This is a genomic window from Microbacterium sp. 11MF (assembly GCF_000383475.1).
Taxonomy (GTDB): domain Bacteria; phylum Actinomycetota; class Actinomycetes; order Actinomycetales; family Microbacteriaceae; genus Microbacterium; species Microbacterium aquilitoris.
The window spans coordinates 507,734-524,746 of the sequence record NZ_KB911459.1; the positions used below are offsets into that span (position 1 = coordinate 507,734).

A 17,013-nucleotide genomic window follows, 5' to 3' on the forward strand; every position below is an offset into this window, starting at 1 on the left:
GCTCGCTCAGGTGATGAGCGGGACGGGCTCGGTGTCGGGGATCGGACTCGCGTCGCGGCCGCGCAGGTCGGGGAATCCGCGGACGAACACGGCGGCGACGAGCGCGCCGGCGACGGCGAACCCGGATGCCGCGATGAACGCGCCGACCGAGCCGACGCCGTCGATGAGGAAGCCGGCGACCGCCGAACCGGCGGCGGCGCCGATGAGCTGACCGGTGCCGATCCACCCGTAGGCCTCCGCCGTCTCACTGAAGCGCACGCTCGCGCTCGTGATGGCGAACATGACGGCGAGGGCCGGGGCGATACCGAGGCCGGCGACGAAGAGCGAGGCTCCCATCCACCAGGCGTTGAGGCTGATCATGACGAGTGACACGCCGACGGCGACGATCGCGAGGCGTCGGGCCATCGCCCACCGGCCGATCGGGATGTGGCCGAAGCCCAGGCCGCCCGCGAGACTGCCGACCGCGAAGACCGCCAGGACGATCCCCGCCTCGAGGCCCTCGTGTCCGAACGAGGCGACCACGCCGGCCTCGACGGCCGCGCACGCCCCGATGAGCAGGAAGCCGGTGACGGTCGACAGCAGCACGACGGGCTTGCCGAGCACGCGCCCGAAACCACGACGGCTGCGGGGGATGCGGACGCGTCCGACTTCGGGGGAGGCGATGAACCACGCGCATCCGCCGATGAGGATGACGACGATCAGGAAGAGTGCCGGCACGGTGCCCGCCTGGGTCGCGACGATCGTGATCAGCACGGGAGCGAAGATCCAGATGATCTCCTGCAGGCTCGCATCGAGCGAGAAGAGCGGCGTCAGCTGACGGGACGTCACGATCTTGGGGTAGATCGTCCGGACGGCGGGCTGCACCGGGGGATTGGCGATGCCGGCGAGGAAGCCGAAGACGATGAACCCCGGCATCCCGAACGGATTGACAGCGAGCGCGAGGACGGCGGCCGCGCAGACGGCCGCGGTCAGGGTGAGGACGCGGCGCATGCCCCAGATGCCCATCCACCGGCTGGTGACGGGACCGGAGATCGCCTGACCGATAGAGACGGCGGCGAGGACGATGCCCGCATAGCCGTAGGACCCGGTCGACTGCTCGACGTGGAGGAGCACCGCGAGACTCGTCATCCCACTGGGGAACCGAGCCGTCAGCTGTGCCGCGATGATGCGCGCGACACCCGGTGCGCGCAGGAGCTCCGAGTATCCCGCCACCCCTCCAATCTACCGTCGGCGGCCGACATCCCAGATGTGGGGGCGAGGTCTCGCGGCGACACGCCGACGACACGCCGGGGCGCCGGATTCGCTCCCGATCCGATGTCGGAGGCCCGCCGTATCGTCCGACCTGTGGACAACCTGCCGAGCTCCGCGGGGTTTCGGCCGGATTCCTGGCCTTTTCGTCTCCGCTCGGAGGTTCCCGAATTGGGGATGAATCGGTGGACAACCTGTGTTGTATCTGTGGAGAGATGCGGAAAAACTACACGGATGTAACTACTACCCCTTGTGGTGCTTCCGGGTGTCCGTACCCATATGTAGTATTGAGCTCCCGGCGGGCCCCAACCCCTCGGAACCAGGCGGACGGGTACCCCACACCCGCGACCTGCAGACAGATTTCACCGAATCACACGGACCCCGCACCGGCGGGATCCAGAGGCAAAGAGAGGGTCGACTGATGGCGATCACCGTGTACACGAAGCCGTCCTGCGTGCAGTGCAACGCGACGTACCGCGCGCTGGACTCCAAGGGCATCGACTACGAGGTCCTCGACCTCTCCGAGGACCCGGCGGCCCTCGAGCACGTCAAGTCGCTCGGGTACCTCCAGGCTCCGGTCGTCGTCACCGACGAGGACCACTGGTCGGGCTTCCGTCCCGACAAGATCGACGAGCTCGCGTCTCGCCTGGTCTGACCGATGAGCGCGGCCGTCATGACGAACGTGCCGCTGCTCGTCTACTTCTCGAGCGTGTCGGGTAACACCGCCCGTTTCATCGAGAAGCTCGGGATGCCGGCCCGCCGCATCCCGATCCACTCCTCCGACGGCCCGCTTCGTATCGACGAGCCGTACGTCCTGGTCACCCCCACCTACGGGGGAGGCCAGGGCAAGGGGGAGGAGAAGGGCGCGGTCCCCAAGCAGGTCATCCGCTTCCTCAACGACGAGGCCAATCGGAGCCTGCTGCGCGGAGTCATCTCCGCGGGTAACAGCAATTTCGGCGAGTCCTTCTGTCTCGCCGGAGAGATCATCAGCCGCAAGTGTCGTGTGCCGCACTTGTATCGCATCGAAGTATTCGGCACGCCTGAGGACGTCGACCGCGTGAGCGGCGGATTGGAAGACTGGTGGAAGCTGCAGTGACCGATATGGCCTTCAAGACGGAGGCTCGCTTCGAGGGCATGGACTACCACGCCCTCAACGCGATGCTCAACCTGTACGGCGAGGACGGGAAGATCCAGTTCGACGCCGACAAGCGTGCCGCGCGGGAGTACTTCCTGCAGCACGTCAACCAGAACACGGTGTTCTTCCACTCCCTCAAGGAGAAGCTCGACTACCTCGTCGAGAAGGAGTACTACGAGGGCGCCGTCATCGAGGCGTACCCGTTCGAGTTCATCCAGCAGATCCACGACCGTGCCTACGCGGCGAAGTTCCGCTTCGACACGTTCCTCGGCGCGTTCAAGTACTACACGAGCTACACGCTGAAGACCTTCGACGGCAAGCGCTACCTCGAGCGCTTCGAGGACCGCGTCGTCATGACCGCCCTGGCGCTCGCCGCGGGTGACCAGGACCTCGCGAACAAGCTCGTCGACGAGATCCTCTCGGGCCGCTTCCAGCCCGCCACCCCCACCTTCCTCAACGCCGGCAAGGCTCAGCGCGGCGAGCTCGTCTCCTGCTTCCTCCTGCGCATCGAGGACAACATGGAGTCGATCGCCCGCGGCATCAACTCCGCCCTCCAGCTCTCCAAGCGCGGCGGCGGCGTCGCCCTGCTCCTCTCGAACATCCGCGAGGCGGGCGCCCCGATCAAGCAGATCGAGAACCAGTCGTCGGGCATCATCCCCGTCATGAAGCTGCTCGAAGACAGCTTCAGCTACGCGAACCAGCTCGGAGCGCGTCAGGGCGCCGGCGCCGTGTACCTCTCGGCCCACCACCCCGACATCATGAAGTTCCTCGACACCAAGCGCGAGAACGCGGACGAGAAGATCCGCATCAAGACGCTGTCGCTGGGTGTCGTCGTCCCCGACATCACGTTCGAGCTCGCGAAGAACGACGAGGACATGTACCTGTTCTCGCCGTACGACGTCGAGAAGGTCTACGGCGTGCCCTTCGGTGACATCTCCGTCACCGAGAAGTACCGCGAGATGGTCGACGACGCGCGCATCAAGAAGACGAAGATCAAGGCGCGCGAGTTCTTCCAGACCCTCGCCGAGATCCAGTTCGAGTCGGGCTACCCGTACATCATGTTCGAGGACACGGTGAACAAGGCCAACCCGATCAAGGGTCGGATCAACATGTCCAACCTGTGCTCGGAGATCCTCCAGGTCAACACGCCGACGACGTTCAACGAGGACCTCTCGTACGACCAGATCGGCAAGGACATCTCCTGCAACCTGGGCTCGATGAACATCGCCCTGGCGATGGACGGCCGCAACCTCGCCGGCACGGTCGAGACCAGCATCCGCGCCCTCAGCGCGGTCAGCGACCAGAGTCACATCCGCTCGGTCCGTTCCATCGAGGACGGCAACGACAAGTCGCACGCCATCGGCCTCGGCCAGATGAACCTGCACGGCTACCTCGCCCGCGAGCACGTCCACTACGGCTCGGAGGAGGGTGTCGACTTCACGAACATCTACTTCTACACCGTGCTGTTCCACGCCCTGCAGGCCTCGAACCGGATCGCGATCGAGCGCGGGACCGTCTTCGACGGCTTCTGGGACTCGACCTATGCCTCCGGTGAGTTCTTCGACAAGTACACCGAGCAGGAGTGGAAGCCGGCGACGGTCCGCGTCGAGGAGCTCTTCGAGGGCATCCACATTCCGACGCAGGAGGACTGGCTCGAGCTGAAGGCATCCATCCAGCAGTTCGGCATCTACAACCAGAACCTCCAGGCCGTCCCGCCGACCGGTTCGATCTCGTACATCAACAACTCGACGAGCTCGATCCACCCGATCGCGTCGAAGATCGAGATCCGCAAGGAAGGCAAGATCGGCCGCGTGTACTACCCGGCTCCGTTCATGACGAACGAGAACCTCGAGTACTACGAAGACGCGTACGAGATCGGCTACGAGAAGGTCATCGACACCTACGCCGCCGCCACCCAGCACGTCGACCAGGGCCTGTCGCTGACGCTGTTCTTCAAGGACACCGCCACCACCCGCGACATCAACCGGGCTCAGATCTACGCCTGGCGCAAGGGCATCAAGACGATCTACTACATCCGTCTGCGTCAGATGGCGCTCGAGGGCACCGACATGGCCGAGTGCGTCTCCTGCATGCTCTGATCCGGTCCGAGATTCGATAGAGGAAAAAGACATGACCCCCGAACCCCTCAAGCTCCTCGGCTCGGTCCAGGCGATCAACTGGAACCGCATCCAGGACGACAAGGACCTCGAGGTGTGGAACCGCCTCGTCAACAACTTCTGGCTCCCCGAGAAGGTGCCGCTGTCCAACGACATCCAGTCGTGGGCGACGCTCACCCCCGAAGAACGCCAGACGACGATGCGCGTCTTCACCGGTCTGACGCTCCTGGACACCATCCAGGGCACCGTCGGCGCCGTCTCGCTCATCCCCGATGCGATCACCCCGCACGAGGAGGCCGTCTACACGAACATCGCGTTCATGGAGTCGGTGCACGCGAAGAGCTACTCGTCGATCTTCTCGACGCTCGCCTCGACGCCTGAGATCGACGACGCGTTCCGCTGGTCCACCGAGAACGAGAACCTTCAGAAGAAGGCTCGCATTGTCATGGACTACTACCGCGGCGATGAGCCCCTGAAGCGCAAGGTCGCCTCGACGCTGCTCGAGTCGTTCCTCTTCTACTCGGGGTTCTACCTGCCGCTGTACTGGTCGTCGAAGGCCAAGCTGACGAACACGGCCGACATCATCCGCCTCATCATCCGTGACGAGGCCGTGCACGGCTACTACATCGGCTACAAGTTCCAGCGCGGACTCGAGACGCTCGGCCAGGCCGAGCGCGACGAGCTCAAGGACTACACGTTCTCGCTGCTCTACGAGCTCTACGACAACGAGGTGCACTACACGCAGGACCTTTACGACGGCATCGGTCAGACCGAGGACGTCAAGAAGTTCCTGCACTACAACGCGAACAAGGCGCTCATGAACCTCGGCTACGAGGCCATGTTCCCGGCCAGCGTCACCAACGTGAACCCGGCGATCCTGTCGGCGCTCTCGCCGAACGCGGACGAGAACCACGACTTCTTCAGCGGGTCGGGTTCGTCGTACGTCATCGGCAAGGCCGTCGCCACCGAGGACGACGACTGGGACTTCTGATGGTCGCGGATTCTGTGAGCGGGTTTGCGCGTGGTCAGCATCCGGTTTGGTCGGCGGCGATGGATGAGTCGTTGTCGTCTCTTTCGGCGTCCGTCGGTAGGGTAAACGGCTTGTCGGATGCTGTGGGTGCGTCAATGCTGTCGTCGCTGACGGAGTCGTTGTCTTCCATGACTCGGCCGTTCGGTCGCTTCGACGACCTATTTGATGGTGGGAGCGCGTCGGAGAAAACTATTTCAGCGAACGACTCTCGCTTCAACCAGATGCAAAGGGCTTCAGATCCCCAGTCCGTGTCGCTTGAAGAATTGCTTGCGCAGCCAGATCTTGATGACTACATCTCGCGGGTCGTCCATGATGAGCAGGAGTTCAACGCAATCGTAGGGGCCTCATCACAGCTGGCATCCGGCGACAGCTTGGAGGTTATCCCCATTACAATGCGAGGGCCCGATGGTCGGCTTTTTCGATCTGCGTCGGTCGCTCTCTCGTTGTTGGGTGGTCTCTTGACTTGGGTTGCCAACGCTGCTGTCGACGGAGTGTATTCGCCTGTGGAGGCGGTCACGGTGTTCGTCACGCTCTACTGGTGGTCGAGAGAGCTGTAGCAATTCACTCGAGACCCTGGGCAAGGCTCTCGCTACCGAGGCGAGACTGAGGCTTTTATGAGGCGCTGAGATCCGAAGGAGGGCCTCCGGCACCGCGCTGACGAGCGGATGCCGGGGGCCTCTTCGTTGTCAAGGTCACCGCAAAACGCCAAAGTGCGGGAGCGTGGAACGGCGTGTCGCGTTAGATCCCCTTGAATCGGCGTGCGGTCGCGCGATCAAGTTGGCCGGAACGGCGACGCGCAAGAGACACCGACGCTGAAAGACCCCCGGCCCGTTCTCGCGAACGATCGCCGGGGGTCTTTCGCTGTCCCGGTCGACGGCGCACGCTGCCCGTTGCGTGCGAAGCGTTCCCGGGATCCCGATGCCGGCTCGGAGCGAGCGCGGACGTCGGGGACGCACGGTGCTCGCTCATCCCCTCAGTGAGCTTCACGATCAACGCGAGATGCGGCCCCCAAGCCGCAGTGAGCACCTCGCCATCTCCTCCTTCGGAGCGGACGGCGGATCGGATCGGAGGCGAGTCGATCGTCCCGCAGCGTCGTCGCCTCTACGGTGGGGCATTGTGATCCCCACCCGCTCGCGCGCCGGCCTCTTCGGTCTGCCTGCGACGTTCTTCGGCTTCGTGGCGGCGGTCGCGTTCTCCGACATCGGCGACTCGTTCCGAGTCCTCGCCCTCGACCTCTGGTATTTCGAGCTCACGGCGGGTCGGGAGGGCGCCCGACTGACGCTTCTGCTCGCGACGGTACTCCCGGCCCTGTTCCTCGCTCCCGTCGCGGGCGCGGTGGCCGACCGGTTCGATCTGCGCACCGTCTTCATCGTCACCACCGCACTGCGCGGCATCCTGAGCTTCGGGCTGGCTGCCGCCGCTGCGGCCGGGGGACCCGGCATCCACTCGACGGTCCTGGTCGCGGCCGCCGCGATCGCCGGGGTCTTCTTCGCCTCGTCGGCGTTCGTCTTCGTCCCGCGGCTCGTGCAACGAGACATGCTTCCCCGAGCCAACGGCATCCTCGAATCGACGACGTGGGCGCTCGCGAGCGTCGGACCAGCCCTCGGCGCCGGTGCGTACGCCATGTGGGGGCCGGCGCCGTCGTTCGCCGTGGACGGCGTCTCCTTCCTCGTCACCGCAGCACTGTTTGCGCGCATCCTCCCGAAGACGACGGATGCCGAGTCGTCGATGCCCGCACGGCGGCGGGCCCGCATCCGGCTCGGCGTCGATGCGCTGGCGTCGACCGTCCGCGGCATCCCACCCGCCGCCCGTTACCTCGCCGGCCACCGCTTCGCGCTGGGACTGCTGCTCGCCTCGTACGGTGTGACGATCACTGCGGGGACGAACGCGTACGCGCTCATCTTCCTCGTGTCGGATGACCTACGGCTACCGAGCGAGGTCCTGGGTCTCGTCCTCTCGTGGAACGGCATCGTGGCGGTCATCGCAGCGCTGACGGTCGGGTTCGTCGTCCGGCGGTCGCGGATGCCGCTGGTCTTCGTGGTCTGCCTGGCACTGTTCGCCGTCGCCCAGGTCGTGATGGGGGCCGCGCCGAACGTGACGGTGCTCCTCGTCGGCGTCGCCCTGAGTGCCCTCGTCAACGCGCCGTACAACATCGCGGTCACGACCCTGTTCCAGACGTCGATCGACGACCAGTTCCTCGGGCGGGTCGAGGGTCTCGACACGGCCGTCGAGAGCCTGCTGCGCATCGCGGTGCTGCTCGGCGCGGCCGCCGTGGTGACGCTCTGGGGAGCGCGCGCCGCCGTCATCGCCTCGGCCGGGGTCGCCATGATCCTCCTCGTGGCCGGCGTCCTGCTCATGGCGCGACGCCGAGCGGCCGCCACCGACGCCGGCCGCCGATGAGGCCGGGCGGCGCATTCCGCTTAGACTCACGTGGTGACTCAGCTCGTCGACGCCCCGGGTGGGCCCCGTAACGCACCGCCCGCATCGTCGCCGGAAGCACCGCGCCACCGCGTCCGGGCGGACATCCAAGGCCTCCGCGCCATCGCGGTCGCCTCCGTCGTGGTCTACCACTTCTGGCCCTCCCTCCTCCCCGGTGGCTTCACGGGTGTCGACGTGTTCTTCGTCGTCTCGGGGTTCCTGATCACCGGGCAGATCCTGCGCGACGTCGACCGTCACCGCCCCCTCCGCTTCGCCGCCAGGTTCTGGGCCGCCCGCGTCCGACGGATCATGCCGGCCGCACTCCTTGTGCTCGGATTCGTGCTCGTCGCCTCGTGGTTCATCGTTCCTGCCTCCCAGTGGCCCCAGATCGGTCGGCACGTCCTCGCGTCGGCCCTCTCGATCGAGAACTGGGTCCTTGCCGGTGACGCGGTCGACTACGGCGCGGAAGGCGCCGCGCCGAGCCCCGTCCAGCACTTCTGGTCGCTGTCGGTCGAGGAGCAGTTCTACCTCGTCTGGCCGATGCTGCTCCTGCTCGCCACCCTGTTCGCGCGGCGCTTCGGTCCGATCGGTCGCCTGGGACGCCGGAGCGTCGTGGGAATCGTCATGGGTCTCGTCCTGGTGGCGAGCCTCTGCTTCTCGTTCATCTTCACGAACGTCGATCCCGGCGCCGCGTACTTCGTCACGCCGACCCGGATGTGGCAGCTCGCCGCCGGCGGTCTCGTCGCCCTGGTCGCCGTACGAGGCATCCGCTTCGCTCCGTGGGTCGGTGTCGCCCTGATCGGGGTCGGGTTCTTCGTCCTGAACGTGGACATGCCCTACCCGGGCATCGCCGCGATGATCCCGACGGTCGGCGCCTGCCTCGTGCTGCTCGGGGGGCCTGACGGACGATTCTCGTTCGACCGCGCCGTGAGCGCCCGACCGATCCAGCACCTCGGCGACATCTCCTACTCGGTCTACCTGTGGCACTGGCCGCTGCTGATCATCGTCCCGATCGCGCTCGGACACGAGCTGAGCATCCTCGAGGCCTTCGGTCTGCTCGCCATCATCCTCGTGGTGTCGGAAGCGAGTTACCGCTTCATCGAGCAGCCGTTCCGACGTGGATGGCTGCTGCGGACGTCTCCTCGAAGCCTCGCGCTCGGAACCGTCGCGGTTCTCATCATCGTCGCCGGCGCCGTCAGGTTCGACGCCAGCGGGCAGGCTCGGATCGAGGCCGCGGCCGCGGAGTTCGAGCAGACCATCGCCTCCGCCGACGAATGCTTCGGCGCCGCCGCGCTCGACAACACATGCGGGGATCCCTTCGCCCCGGTCGACGAGGCCGCAGCACTCGCCGGCAACAACGACCTGCCGATCGCCTCACGCAAGCCGCGCTGCTCTGACGACACCGGCCCGTTCAGCGAGGTCATCTGCCACTACGGCGATCCGAACGGAGCCCGCACGGTGCTGCTGTGGGGCAACTCCCACGCGTCGGCGTGGAGCGACGCGATCGACGCCGCGGGAAAGCGCCTCAAGTGGAACGTCATCGTGGCGTCGCGCTCCGGATGCCCGGCGACGCTGGGCACCCCGCCGCCGAACGAGATCCGCAAGACGTCCCAGGAAGAACAGAAGGGCTGCGCCGAGCGCAACGAGTGGGTCGTCTCGACCCTCGCCCCGAAGGTCGACCTCGTCGTCATGTCCGACCTCCGCGCCGGCTACGCCGACGGTGCTCGCAGCGTCGACGGTTTCGTCGAGGCGATCACGCGGGTTCGGGAAGCGGGCGCCACAGTCGTCTGGCTCGGCGACGTCCCGTTGACCGACGGGATCACCACCCGACGCGACGGCCCCGAGTGCCTCGAACTCAACGGCCAGTGCTCCAACCCCGTCAGCAAGGCGCTCGTCGCCCGCAGCGTCACCGACGAAGTCGCCAAGCGCGTACCGGACCTCCTCACGATCGATCCGACGGACCGGTTCTGCGATGACGAGCGCTGCTACTCCGCCGTGGGCGGGGTGTCGGTGTACTTCGACGGGCTTCACCTGAGCGGGACGTACTCGCGCACCCTCGGCCCCTGGCTCGCCCGCGAACTGAAGGCCTGCGCACAGGGCGCATCCTCCTGCCCCGCGCTCTGACGCCCTCCAGGGCGTGAGCGCCTCAGCGCTCGACGCGGCCGCAGGAGGACACGGCGAGGATGTCGAGCGCCACCGGCGCGTCGGCAGCGCGTTCGGTGATGTCGACGGACACGCCCGATCCCGCACGGTTGAGGCGCACGGTGGCGAGATCGACGTCGATCCCGACGGGCTCGACGGCCCAGCCGTCGCCGAGTGCGGTGGGCAGGTCCGCGATGACGGATGCCGCGTCCGCGGCGCCTGGCAGCGTCACCTGCCCCTGGATCGTCGCGAAGGCGGTCCCGCGGGGGCCGTCGACCGTGGCCGAGCCCGTTCCGCAGGGCGTTGAAGTCGGGTCGCCCGACGCCGTGTACGTCGACCCCGTCGGCATCGCGGCCACGACCTCGGTCACCGCCTCCTCGGACTGCGCGCGCACCGCGTCGAAGGACGGGCCTGCGGCGGGGGCGCATGCCGTGAGGCTGAGGGCCAAGGTTCCGACCAGCACCGTTGCTGCGACGGACCGGGCGGGCATCAGCCGCTGCTCTCGTCGGCGAGGGAGGTGAGGAGCAGTCGCACGTCCTTCAACACCGTCCCGTTCGCCGACCCGTCGCCGCTGAAGAGGCGGTTGTGAAGCGTGAGGCCCTCGGCGAGCATCGCGGTGACGGTGCCGGTCGGCTTCTCGGAGAATCCCGGGTCGACGATCGTGATGCCGGGGAACTCCTCGGGGCCGATGCCGTAGCCGATGTCGCCCATCTGGAATCCGGCGTAGTAGCGGTTGATGTCGTCCTTGGCCTGCGTGGCGTAATAAGCCGTTCCGGGCACCGTCGTGTACCCGTCTGTGGCGCCGACTCCCGCGGCGAGGAACCGGGCGGTGAATCGTGCCCCGGCCATCTCGGCGGCGCTTCCGACCTGGGACCCGGCGCTGTGCTCGTAGCTCAGCGTCGGAAGTCCGGGGAAAGCGGCGTCGATTCCCTTCACGATGCGAGCGTAGTCCGCCCCCGCCGCGGTGGCGATCGTGTTGTTCTGCGGGCCCGAAGCGAGATCGACCGAGATCTGCGGCATGGGTGCCGCGAGGACGGTGAAGGCGAGGATCGGCGCCGAAGGATCGGCGTGCTGGACCTGCCAGTTCGCGAAGGACGTGACGGGGTCGTCGTTCATGAACGTCGCGATCGACGCATTGGTCCCCGGCACGACGAAGAGGATGCCGGTGGCCGCCGCCGGATCCCCCGCCATCTCGACGATCGAGCCCCGGACCGGGTTGTACAAGTAGAGCTGGACGAGGCCGAGGGCGACTTTCGTGAGATACGCACGTTCGCGTTCCAGCGCGTCGAGGTCGCCGGCGGAGGGCGCGTCCTCGTGCGTCACGAGTCCGGCCAGGAGGACGTCGAGTCGTCCCAGGCGTTCCCGGGCTCCGACACGGTTGGCGGCGACACGGACCTCGGCGGGCAGCCCGTCGAGCGCGCCGATGAGATCCGGGACGTCGTGGATGAGCTGTGCGCGCGTGGCGAGGGTGAGGCCGCCCCACCAGGCCGAGGCGACGGTCGGCGCGGTGGAGTCGAGGATGCTCTGCAGGGCAGCGGGGGAGTGGGCGACCTCCGCCGTCAACTGCGCATGCGAGAGGGTGGCGATGTCGTCGAGGGTGAGCTGATGGGCGGAGCTCGCCAGGGTGGCGCGGACCTGCGGGACCGATCGCTCGTCGTCGGCGGAGGGGGCGTGCGAGCCGAGGGCGAACACCATCGCGGCTGCGGCGAGCGCAGCCGTCGGCAGATGGATCGCGCGGAGCATACCGCTGATGATACGGGCGCGCGGGATCTCACATGTTTCGCAGATGAGAACTCGTTCATCTCTTCCGTCGTGGCCGGAAAATCGCTACCGAATCGCGGTGGCGCGGATGCTGACCGCGGCGCGGCGTGACTCATAGACTTCTGCCGTGGCAGATACCCCCGCAGAGGATGCACCGCGCTTCAGTCCCGTCATCGCGCTCCTCGCCGTTTCTGCCTCGTGGGAGGCCCAATTGGCGGCCGAGCTGCGTGATCTCGGGATCTCGACGCGCAAGTTCGGCCTGCTCGGTCACATCGGCGCGGAGCCCGGAATCTCGTTCTCGGAACTCGCCCGCAGATCCCGCATCACGGTGCAGTCGGCTCATGCCGCCGTCCACGCCCTCGTCGACGACGGGCTGGTCGCCGACGCGACGGCGCAGGCCGGAGCGGCGAGCGACCTGAGCGTCACCGAGCGCGGGGCGGAGGTCCTGCGGGACGCGCAGGACCGTCTGGAGCGGTTGGACGAGTCGCTCTCCCACTCGTTGCCCCGGGTCGCCGAATCGCTCGGCGGCATCCGAGCGGGTGTGATCGAGTGAGCGCGCGGGCCGCGACGATCCGTCGACGCGAGGGGGCGCTGCGGAGCATCGCCCGCGTCGGCCTCGCGGTCCTGTTGACGGCCGCCGGCGTCGCGCACCTGACGGTGCTCCGGCGCGGGTTCCGGATCGCCGTTCCGGACTGGGCGACGCGCCTGTTCCGGACCGACAAGGACACGATCGTCGTCGTATCCGGTGTCGTGGAGGCGGGGTTGGGGGTCGCCCTCATCGCGCTGCCGCGTGAACGGCGCCGCGTGGGTCTGGCCGTCGCGGCCCTGTTCGTCGCCGTGTTCCCCGGCAACGTCCATCACTGGCGATCGGGTCGCGACGTGCCGGGGATGGACTCCGACGCCAAGCGCTTCGCCCGGCTGTTCTTCCAACCGGTGCTCGTGCTGTGGGCGCTGTGGGCCACGCGGCGATGACGCGACCGACGCCATCCTTCAGGTAGGCTGAAGGAGTGTTCCGCACCCCTCTCTCGATCTTCCGCATCCTCGCCATCGCCGAGGTGTTCTCCTGGACCCTCCTCATCGCCGCCCTCATCGTCCGTGCCGTGGGAGGTCCTGCCGTCGCCGTCACGATCGGCGGCGGCATCCACGGCTTCGTCTTCCTGTCGTACGGCGCGACCGCCATCCTCGTCGCTCTCAACAACCGGTGGAGCCTCGGCACCTCGGTGCTCGCGGTGGGTTCGGCCGTCATCCCGTACGCGACGCTCCCCGTCGAGAGGTGGCTGCACCGAACCGGCCGCCTCGACGGTGCGTGGCGGCTCGAGGAGACCTCGGACCCCCGCGACCGGCGGCCGATCGACCGCCTGCTGCGCTGGTTCCTGCGCCACGCCGGCATCCTGGTCGCCCTCATCGCGGTGGCGGTGGTCGCCCTCTACGTCATCCTGCTGCTCGTCGGTCCTCCCGGAGGACGGTGAGCGTCACCGACGCGTCGACACCGTCACGGTGAACTTCGCGTCGCGCGCGACCTGACGGGTAGGCCCGACGAGGCGCTCGAGATCACCCCGGTACCGCATCCCCGAGTTCCAGACGCACCACAGCTCACCGCCCGAACGCAGCACGCGTGCCGCGTCCGCGAACAGACGGAACGCGAGCCGCTCGGTCAGCGCCGCCCCGCTGTGGAACGGCGGGTTGAGGGCGATGAACGACGCGGACGCCGCGGGCCGGCCCGCGAGCAGGTCATCGCGGGCGACCTCGACCCGGCCCTCGACACCGTTCGCGGCGGCCGTCGCCCGTGCCGAGGCGACCGCCGCGGCGGACTGGTCCGAGGCGTAGACGGATGCCGCCGGATGCCGCGTCGCGAGGTGCGCGGCGACCGCGCCCGTTCCGCACGCCATGTCGATGAGCGGGTCCTCCGGCGACCCGCCGGCGGGGTCCGCCGGCAGATGTGTCATCAGGAGCCGCGTGCCATTGTCGAGCCGTGCCCCGGCGAACGCACCGCCGAAGGCGCGGATCTCGAGGTCGCCTTCGCGTCCCGCCGCCGGTGCGGGCTCGTGGCCCGCGCGTGGGTCGCGGGCGAACAGGACGCGTGATTTCTGCCGGGCGTGCGAGACGTCGATCCGTCCGAAGTGCTCGCCGAGCACGTCGTTCATTGCGAGGGTCATGTGCTTGAGGCGGCCGCCGGCCACGACGACGACGTCGGGGGAGGCGTGCGCGGCGACGAGCGCGGCGACGTCGCGGAGGGCGTCGAGCGCGCGGGGCAGGCGGACGAGCACGACCCGGGCGTCGCTGACGGCGTCGGCGTCGAGACGGACGACTCGGATGCGATCGCTCAGCCCGAGCTCCTCGGCGTTCCGGGAGATCGCCCGCTCACCGGCCAGCGCATCCTGGTGCACACGGACGTCCCGCGCGCCGTCGTGCGCGGCCGCCAGGGCGAGAGCGCCGTGGGTGTCGCCGATCGCGACGATCGACCTGGCCGGTGCGTCGGCGCGGAGGCCGGCAGATTCATCCAGGATGAGGCGGTCGGCGGCATCCGATGCCACCAGGTCGGGACCTTCGACGTCGGGGCGACGGGAGAGCCGGTCGAAGGGGAACGGGGTGGGGCTCGGCACCTCACCAGCGTAGGCGAGGGCGCCGCCGGCGCCCGGCGGGGGGATACTCGGAGGATGAAGACAATCGCTCGCTGGGCTCTCGCCGGCGCCATGGTGTTCGCCGGACTCAGCCACCTGTTCTGGGCGCGCAAGGAGTTCCAGGCGCAGGTACCCGACCTCGTGACCGACACCCTCCCGATCGACAAGGACGGCGTCGTCGTCGCCTCCGGGGCCGTCGAGATGATGCTCGGCGCCGCGCTCGTGGTCCTCCCGAAGGAGCGGCGCCGCATCGGCGTCATCCTCGCCGCCTTCTTCGTCGCGATTTTCCCCGGCAACCTCGACCAGGCGCTCAAGAAGCGCGACGGCTTCCGGCTCGACAGCGACACCGCGCGCTGGCGTCGCCTGCTGTTCCAGCCCGTTCTCGTTGCCTGGGCGCTCTGGTCCACGCGCGACTGATCCGGCCGCGAACGCCGATGCCCTCGACCGGTGAACGGTCGAGGGCATCGTTTCGTGCCGAGGGGTCAGGTGCGCATCCCGCCCGTCCGCAGCCGCGACAGCGCGTCGACGGTGGCGGCGAGGATCAGGACGCCACCCGTGACGAGGAGGTTGAACCCCGCGTCGAGCTGCAGGAGCCCCAGTCCGTTGATGATGACCGCGATGACGAGAGCGCCGATCGCTGCGTGGATGAGGCGTCCTCGACCACCGAACAGACTCACGCCGCCGACGACGGCGGCCGCCACGCCCGAGAGGACGATGTCGCGACCGACGGCACCGTCGACCGAGCCGACGCGCGCCTGGTTGAACAGCAGTGACACGACGGCGAGGCCCGAGGCGGCGACGAAGCACCACCACTTCACCCACCGCACCTTGATGCCGGCGCGGCGAGCAGCCTCGGCATTGCCGCCGATGGCGTAGACGTACCGGCCGAACCGGGTGCGGTCGAGGACGAACGTGCCGATGAAGAGGATCGTCAGCACCACCGGGACGATGATCGGCACGCCCTCGATCGGGATGATCGACTGCGACCGGTTGAGGTTCAGCACGAAAACGGCCACTCCGCCGAGGATCGCGAGCACGGCGAGCTTGGCCCACACGAGGGCGATCGGACGGTTGGGCACGCCGGCGCGGGTGCGGCGTCGGCGATCCCAGTACGACAGGCCGCCCGAGATCAGCAGCATGACCAGCAGCATCACCCAGCCGCCCCAGACGGGCAGGCGTCCGTTCTGCAGCGCCAGCAGCTCCGGCGCCTCGATCGGGTAGAGACCGCCGGCACCGATGATGAGCAGGGCGAGGCCCTGGTAGCCGAGGAACAGACCGAGGGTCACGACGAATGACGGGATGCCGATCCTCGCCACGAGGAATCCGATCAGCGCTCCGGTGGCCAGGCCCACCACGAACCCGATCGCCAGGGCGGGCGGCCACGGGATGTCGAATTTCACGTTCAGAACGACGAACGAGGCGACGCCGACTCCGCCGGTGACACCCGCCGACAGGTCGATCTCGCCGAGCAAGAGGACGAACACGAGCGCCATGCCGAGCACGACGAGGGATGCCGCCTGGCTCATCAGGTTCGCGAAGTTGATGGGGGTGAAGAAGTACTGGCTCAGCGTGCTGAACAGGATCACCAGCAGGATGAGGCCACCGACGGCGGGAAGGGCGCCCATTTCGCCGCCGCGCACGCGCTGGAGCCACGCCTTGATCTGGTCGCCGACGCCCCCTTCGACGCCGCTGCCGATGAGGTCGCTCACGACGGGGTCGGGTGCCGCCGCGGTCCGGGTGCTGGTGCTCATGCGTCGCCTCCGACGGGGATGGTGGATGTGCCCACGAGCTGAACGCCCGGCGGGATCTTGGTTCCGGTGATGTAGCCGACGATCTCGTCGCGGGTCGACTCGGCCGTCGGGACCTGGGCGACCATCTGGCCGAGGTACAGCACGGCGATATCGTCGGCGACGGCGAAGACATCAGCCAGGTTGTGGCTGATGAGGACCACGGCGACGCCCTGATCGGCGAGGCGCCGGACCAGGTTCAGCACCTGCTCCGTCTGCGCGACGCCGAGGGCGGCGGTGGGTTCGTCGAGGATGACGACGCGCGCCTTCTTGAGGACGGCACGTGCGATCGCGACCGTCTGACGCTGACCTCCGGAGAGGCTCGACACCTTCTGCCGGACGCTCTTCACGGTTCGCACCGACAGGGAGCGCAACGTGTCCGAGGCATCCTTCTCCATGCGGCCTTCGTCGAACGTGCCCCCGATGACCTCTTCGCGTCCGAGGAACATGTTCTGGACGATGTCGAGGTTGTCGCAGAGGGCGAGGTCCTGATAGACCACTTCGATGCCCAGGGCGCCTGCTTCGCGGGGGGTCCGGAGCGACTGCTCCTGACCGTCGACGAGGATCTCGCCGGTGTCGTAGGGCTGCACGCCGGCGAGGCCCTTGATGAGGGTGGACTTTCCGGCGCCGTTGTCGCCGACGAGGGCGGTCACCATGCCGGGTCGGACCGTGAGGTCGACGCCTTTGAGGACGCTGACCGGTCCGAAGGACTTCGTGACGCGGCGGAGTTCGATGATGGGTTCGCTCATGCGGG

17 protein-coding genes are annotated in these 17,013 nt (G+C 67.9%); 11 read left to right on the forward strand and 6 right to left on the reverse strand.

The window, feature by feature from the left end; genetic code table 11:
• Positions 1–6: 6 nt before the first annotated feature.
• Entirely contained in the window at positions 7–1,212 is a 1,206-nt protein-coding gene (locus H286_RS0102495) for an MFS transporter (RefSeq protein WP_020096988.1), read from the reverse strand.
• 457 nt (positions 1,213–1,669) lie between these two features.
• Here H286_RS0102495 and nrdH point away from each other — a divergent pair, with 457 nt between their 5' ends.
• From nrdH to H286_RS0102530, 7 genes are all read left to right on the forward strand, one after another.
• Positions 1,670–1,903, forward strand: coding sequence for a glutaredoxin-like protein NrdH (gene nrdH, locus H286_RS0102500; protein WP_018188439.1), 234 nt, complete (start codon positions 1,670–1,672; stop codon positions 1,901–1,903).
• 3 nt (positions 1,904–1,906) lie between these two features.
• Positions 1,907–2,344, forward strand: a complete 438-nt coding sequence (gene nrdI / locus H286_RS0102505; protein ID WP_018188438.1) for a class Ib ribonucleoside-diphosphate reductase assembly flavoprotein NrdI — start codon at positions 1,907–1,909, stop codon at positions 2,342–2,344.
• A 5-nt stretch (positions 2,345–2,349) separates the two neighbouring features.
• Entirely contained in the window at positions 2,350–4,482 is a 2,133-nt protein-coding gene (nrdE, locus tag H286_RS0102510; RefSeq protein ID WP_020096989.1) for a class 1b ribonucleoside-diphosphate reductase subunit alpha, read from the forward strand.
• A 31-nt stretch (positions 4,483–4,513) separates the two neighbouring features.
• Complete coding sequence (gene nrdF / locus H286_RS0102515) at positions 4,514–5,491, forward strand: class 1b ribonucleoside-diphosphate reductase subunit beta (protein ID WP_018188436.1); 978 nt, start codon at positions 4,514–4,516, stop codon at positions 5,489–5,491.
• Positions 5,491–6,087: a hypothetical protein gene (locus H286_RS0102520; RefSeq protein ID WP_155900284.1), complete on the forward strand. Its 597-nt coding sequence runs from the start codon at positions 5,491–5,493 to the stop codon at positions 6,085–6,087. Before nrdF ends, H286_RS0102520 begins: the two co-directional genes overlap by 1 nt.
• Before the next feature lie 559 nt (positions 6,088–6,646).
• Positions 6,647–7,930: an MFS transporter gene (locus tag H286_RS0102525; RefSeq protein ID WP_020096991.1), complete on the forward strand. Its 1,284-nt coding sequence runs from the start codon at positions 6,647–6,649 to the stop codon at positions 7,928–7,930.
• A gap of 33 nt (positions 7,931–7,963) precedes the next feature.
• Positions 7,964–10,072, forward strand: a complete 2,109-nt coding sequence (locus tag H286_RS0102530; protein WP_231370872.1) for an acyltransferase family protein — start codon at positions 7,964–7,966, stop codon at positions 10,070–10,072.
• A 22-nt stretch (positions 10,073–10,094) separates the two neighbouring features.
• Here the strand turns inward: H286_RS0102530 and H286_RS0102535 are convergent, their stop codons facing one another.
• Together H286_RS0102535 and H286_RS0102540 are read right to left on the reverse strand one after the other, a co-directional pair.
• On the reverse strand, positions 10,095–10,580 hold the full coding sequence (locus tag H286_RS0102535; protein ID WP_020096993.1) for a hypothetical protein: 486 nt from the start codon (positions 10,578–10,580) through the stop codon (positions 10,095–10,097).
• Entirely contained in the window at positions 10,580–11,833 is a 1,254-nt protein-coding gene (locus H286_RS0102540; protein ID WP_020096994.1) for a hypothetical protein, read from the reverse strand. The genes H286_RS0102535 and H286_RS0102540 overlap by 1 nt, the downstream gene beginning before the upstream one ends.
• 145 nt (positions 11,834–11,978) lie before the next feature.
• On the opposite strand from H286_RS0102540, the gene H286_RS14410 reads away from it, so the two are divergent.
• Genes H286_RS14410 through H286_RS0102555 form a run of 3 tightly spaced genes read left to right on the forward strand, consistent with a single transcriptional unit; the run spans position 11,979 to position 13,320 of the window.
• Positions 11,979–12,404, forward strand: a complete 426-nt coding sequence (locus tag H286_RS14410) for a MarR family winged helix-turn-helix transcriptional regulator (RefSeq protein ID WP_026303000.1) — start codon at positions 11,979–11,981, stop codon at positions 12,402–12,404.
• Positions 12,401–12,823: a DoxX family protein gene (locus tag H286_RS0102550; RefSeq protein ID WP_020096995.1), complete on the forward strand. Its 423-nt coding sequence runs from the start codon at positions 12,401–12,403 to the stop codon at positions 12,821–12,823. The genes H286_RS14410 and H286_RS0102550 overlap by 4 nt, the downstream gene beginning before the upstream one ends.
• A 35-nt stretch (positions 12,824–12,858) precedes the next feature.
• The gene (locus tag H286_RS0102555; protein ID WP_020096996.1) at positions 12,859–13,320 is read left to right on the forward strand and encodes a DUF3817 domain-containing protein; all 462 of its coding nucleotides are present in this window, start codon (positions 12,859–12,861) and stop codon (positions 13,318–13,320) included.
• Positions 13,321–13,323: 3 nt separating this feature from the next.
• Here the strand turns inward: H286_RS0102555 and H286_RS0102560 are convergent, their stop codons facing one another.
• On the reverse strand, positions 13,324–14,454 hold the full coding sequence (locus H286_RS0102560) for a class I SAM-dependent methyltransferase (protein WP_020665416.1): 1,131 nt from the start codon (positions 14,452–14,454) through the stop codon (positions 13,324–13,326).
• Between the two features lie 54 nt (positions 14,455–14,508).
• Here H286_RS0102560 and H286_RS0102565 point away from each other — a divergent pair, with 54 nt between their 5' ends.
• Positions 14,509–14,889: a DoxX family protein gene (locus tag H286_RS0102565; RefSeq protein WP_026302998.1), complete on the forward strand. Its 381-nt coding sequence runs from the start codon at positions 14,509–14,511 to the stop codon at positions 14,887–14,889.
• 65 nt (positions 14,890–14,954) lie between these two features.
• Here the strand turns inward: H286_RS0102565 and H286_RS0102570 are convergent, their stop codons facing one another.
• Complete coding sequence (locus H286_RS0102570; protein WP_018188426.1) at positions 14,955–16,223, reverse strand: sugar ABC transporter permease; 1,269 nt, start codon at positions 16,221–16,223, stop codon at positions 14,955–14,957.
• Entirely contained in the window at positions 16,220–17,008 is a 789-nt protein-coding gene (locus tag H286_RS0102575; protein ID WP_018188425.1) for an ATP-binding cassette domain-containing protein, read from the reverse strand. Before H286_RS0102575 ends, H286_RS0102570 begins: the two co-directional genes overlap by 4 nt.
• Between the last annotated feature and the right edge of the window lie 5 nt (positions 17,009–17,013).

What these genes read in the sequence shown, in the direction of transcription:
- H286_RS0102520 (WP_155900284.1), top strand. Translation starts at nt 5,491, where the DNA reads ATGGTCGCGGATTCTGTGAGCGGGTTTGCGCGTGGTCAGCATCCGGTT.
- H286_RS0102535 (WP_020096993.1), bottom strand. Translation starts at nt 10,580, where the DNA reads ATGCCCGCCCGGTCCGTCGCAGCAACGGTGCTGGTCGGAACCTTGGCC.
- nrdI (WP_018188438.1), top strand. Translation starts at nt 1,907, where the DNA reads ATGAGCGCGGCCGTCATGACGAACGTGCCGCTGCTCGTCTACTTCTCG.
- H286_RS0102540 (WP_020096994.1), bottom strand. Translation starts at nt 11,833, where the DNA reads ATGCTCCGCGCGATCCATCTGCCGACGGCTGCGCTCGCCGCAGCCGCG.
- H286_RS0102565 (WP_026302998.1), top strand. Translation starts at nt 14,509, where the DNA reads ATGAAGACAATCGCTCGCTGGGCTCTCGCCGGCGCCATGGTGTTCGCC.
- H286_RS0102570 (WP_018188426.1), bottom strand. Translation starts at nt 16,223, where the DNA reads ATGAGCACCAGCACCCGGACCGCGGCGGCACCCGACCCCGTCGTGAGC.
- H286_RS0102575 (WP_018188425.1), bottom strand. Translation starts at nt 17,008, where the DNA reads ATGAGCGAACCCATCATCGAACTCCGCCGCGTCACGAAGTCCTTCGGA.
- nrdF (WP_018188436.1), top strand. Translation starts at nt 4,514, where the DNA reads ATGACCCCCGAACCCCTCAAGCTCCTCGGCTCGGTCCAGGCGATCAAC.
- nrdH (WP_018188439.1), top strand. Translation starts at nt 1,670, where the DNA reads ATGGCGATCACCGTGTACACGAAGCCGTCCTGCGTGCAGTGCAACGCG.
- nrdE (WP_020096989.1), top strand. Translation starts at nt 2,350, where the DNA reads ATGGCCTTCAAGACGGAGGCTCGCTTCGAGGGCATGGACTACCACGCC.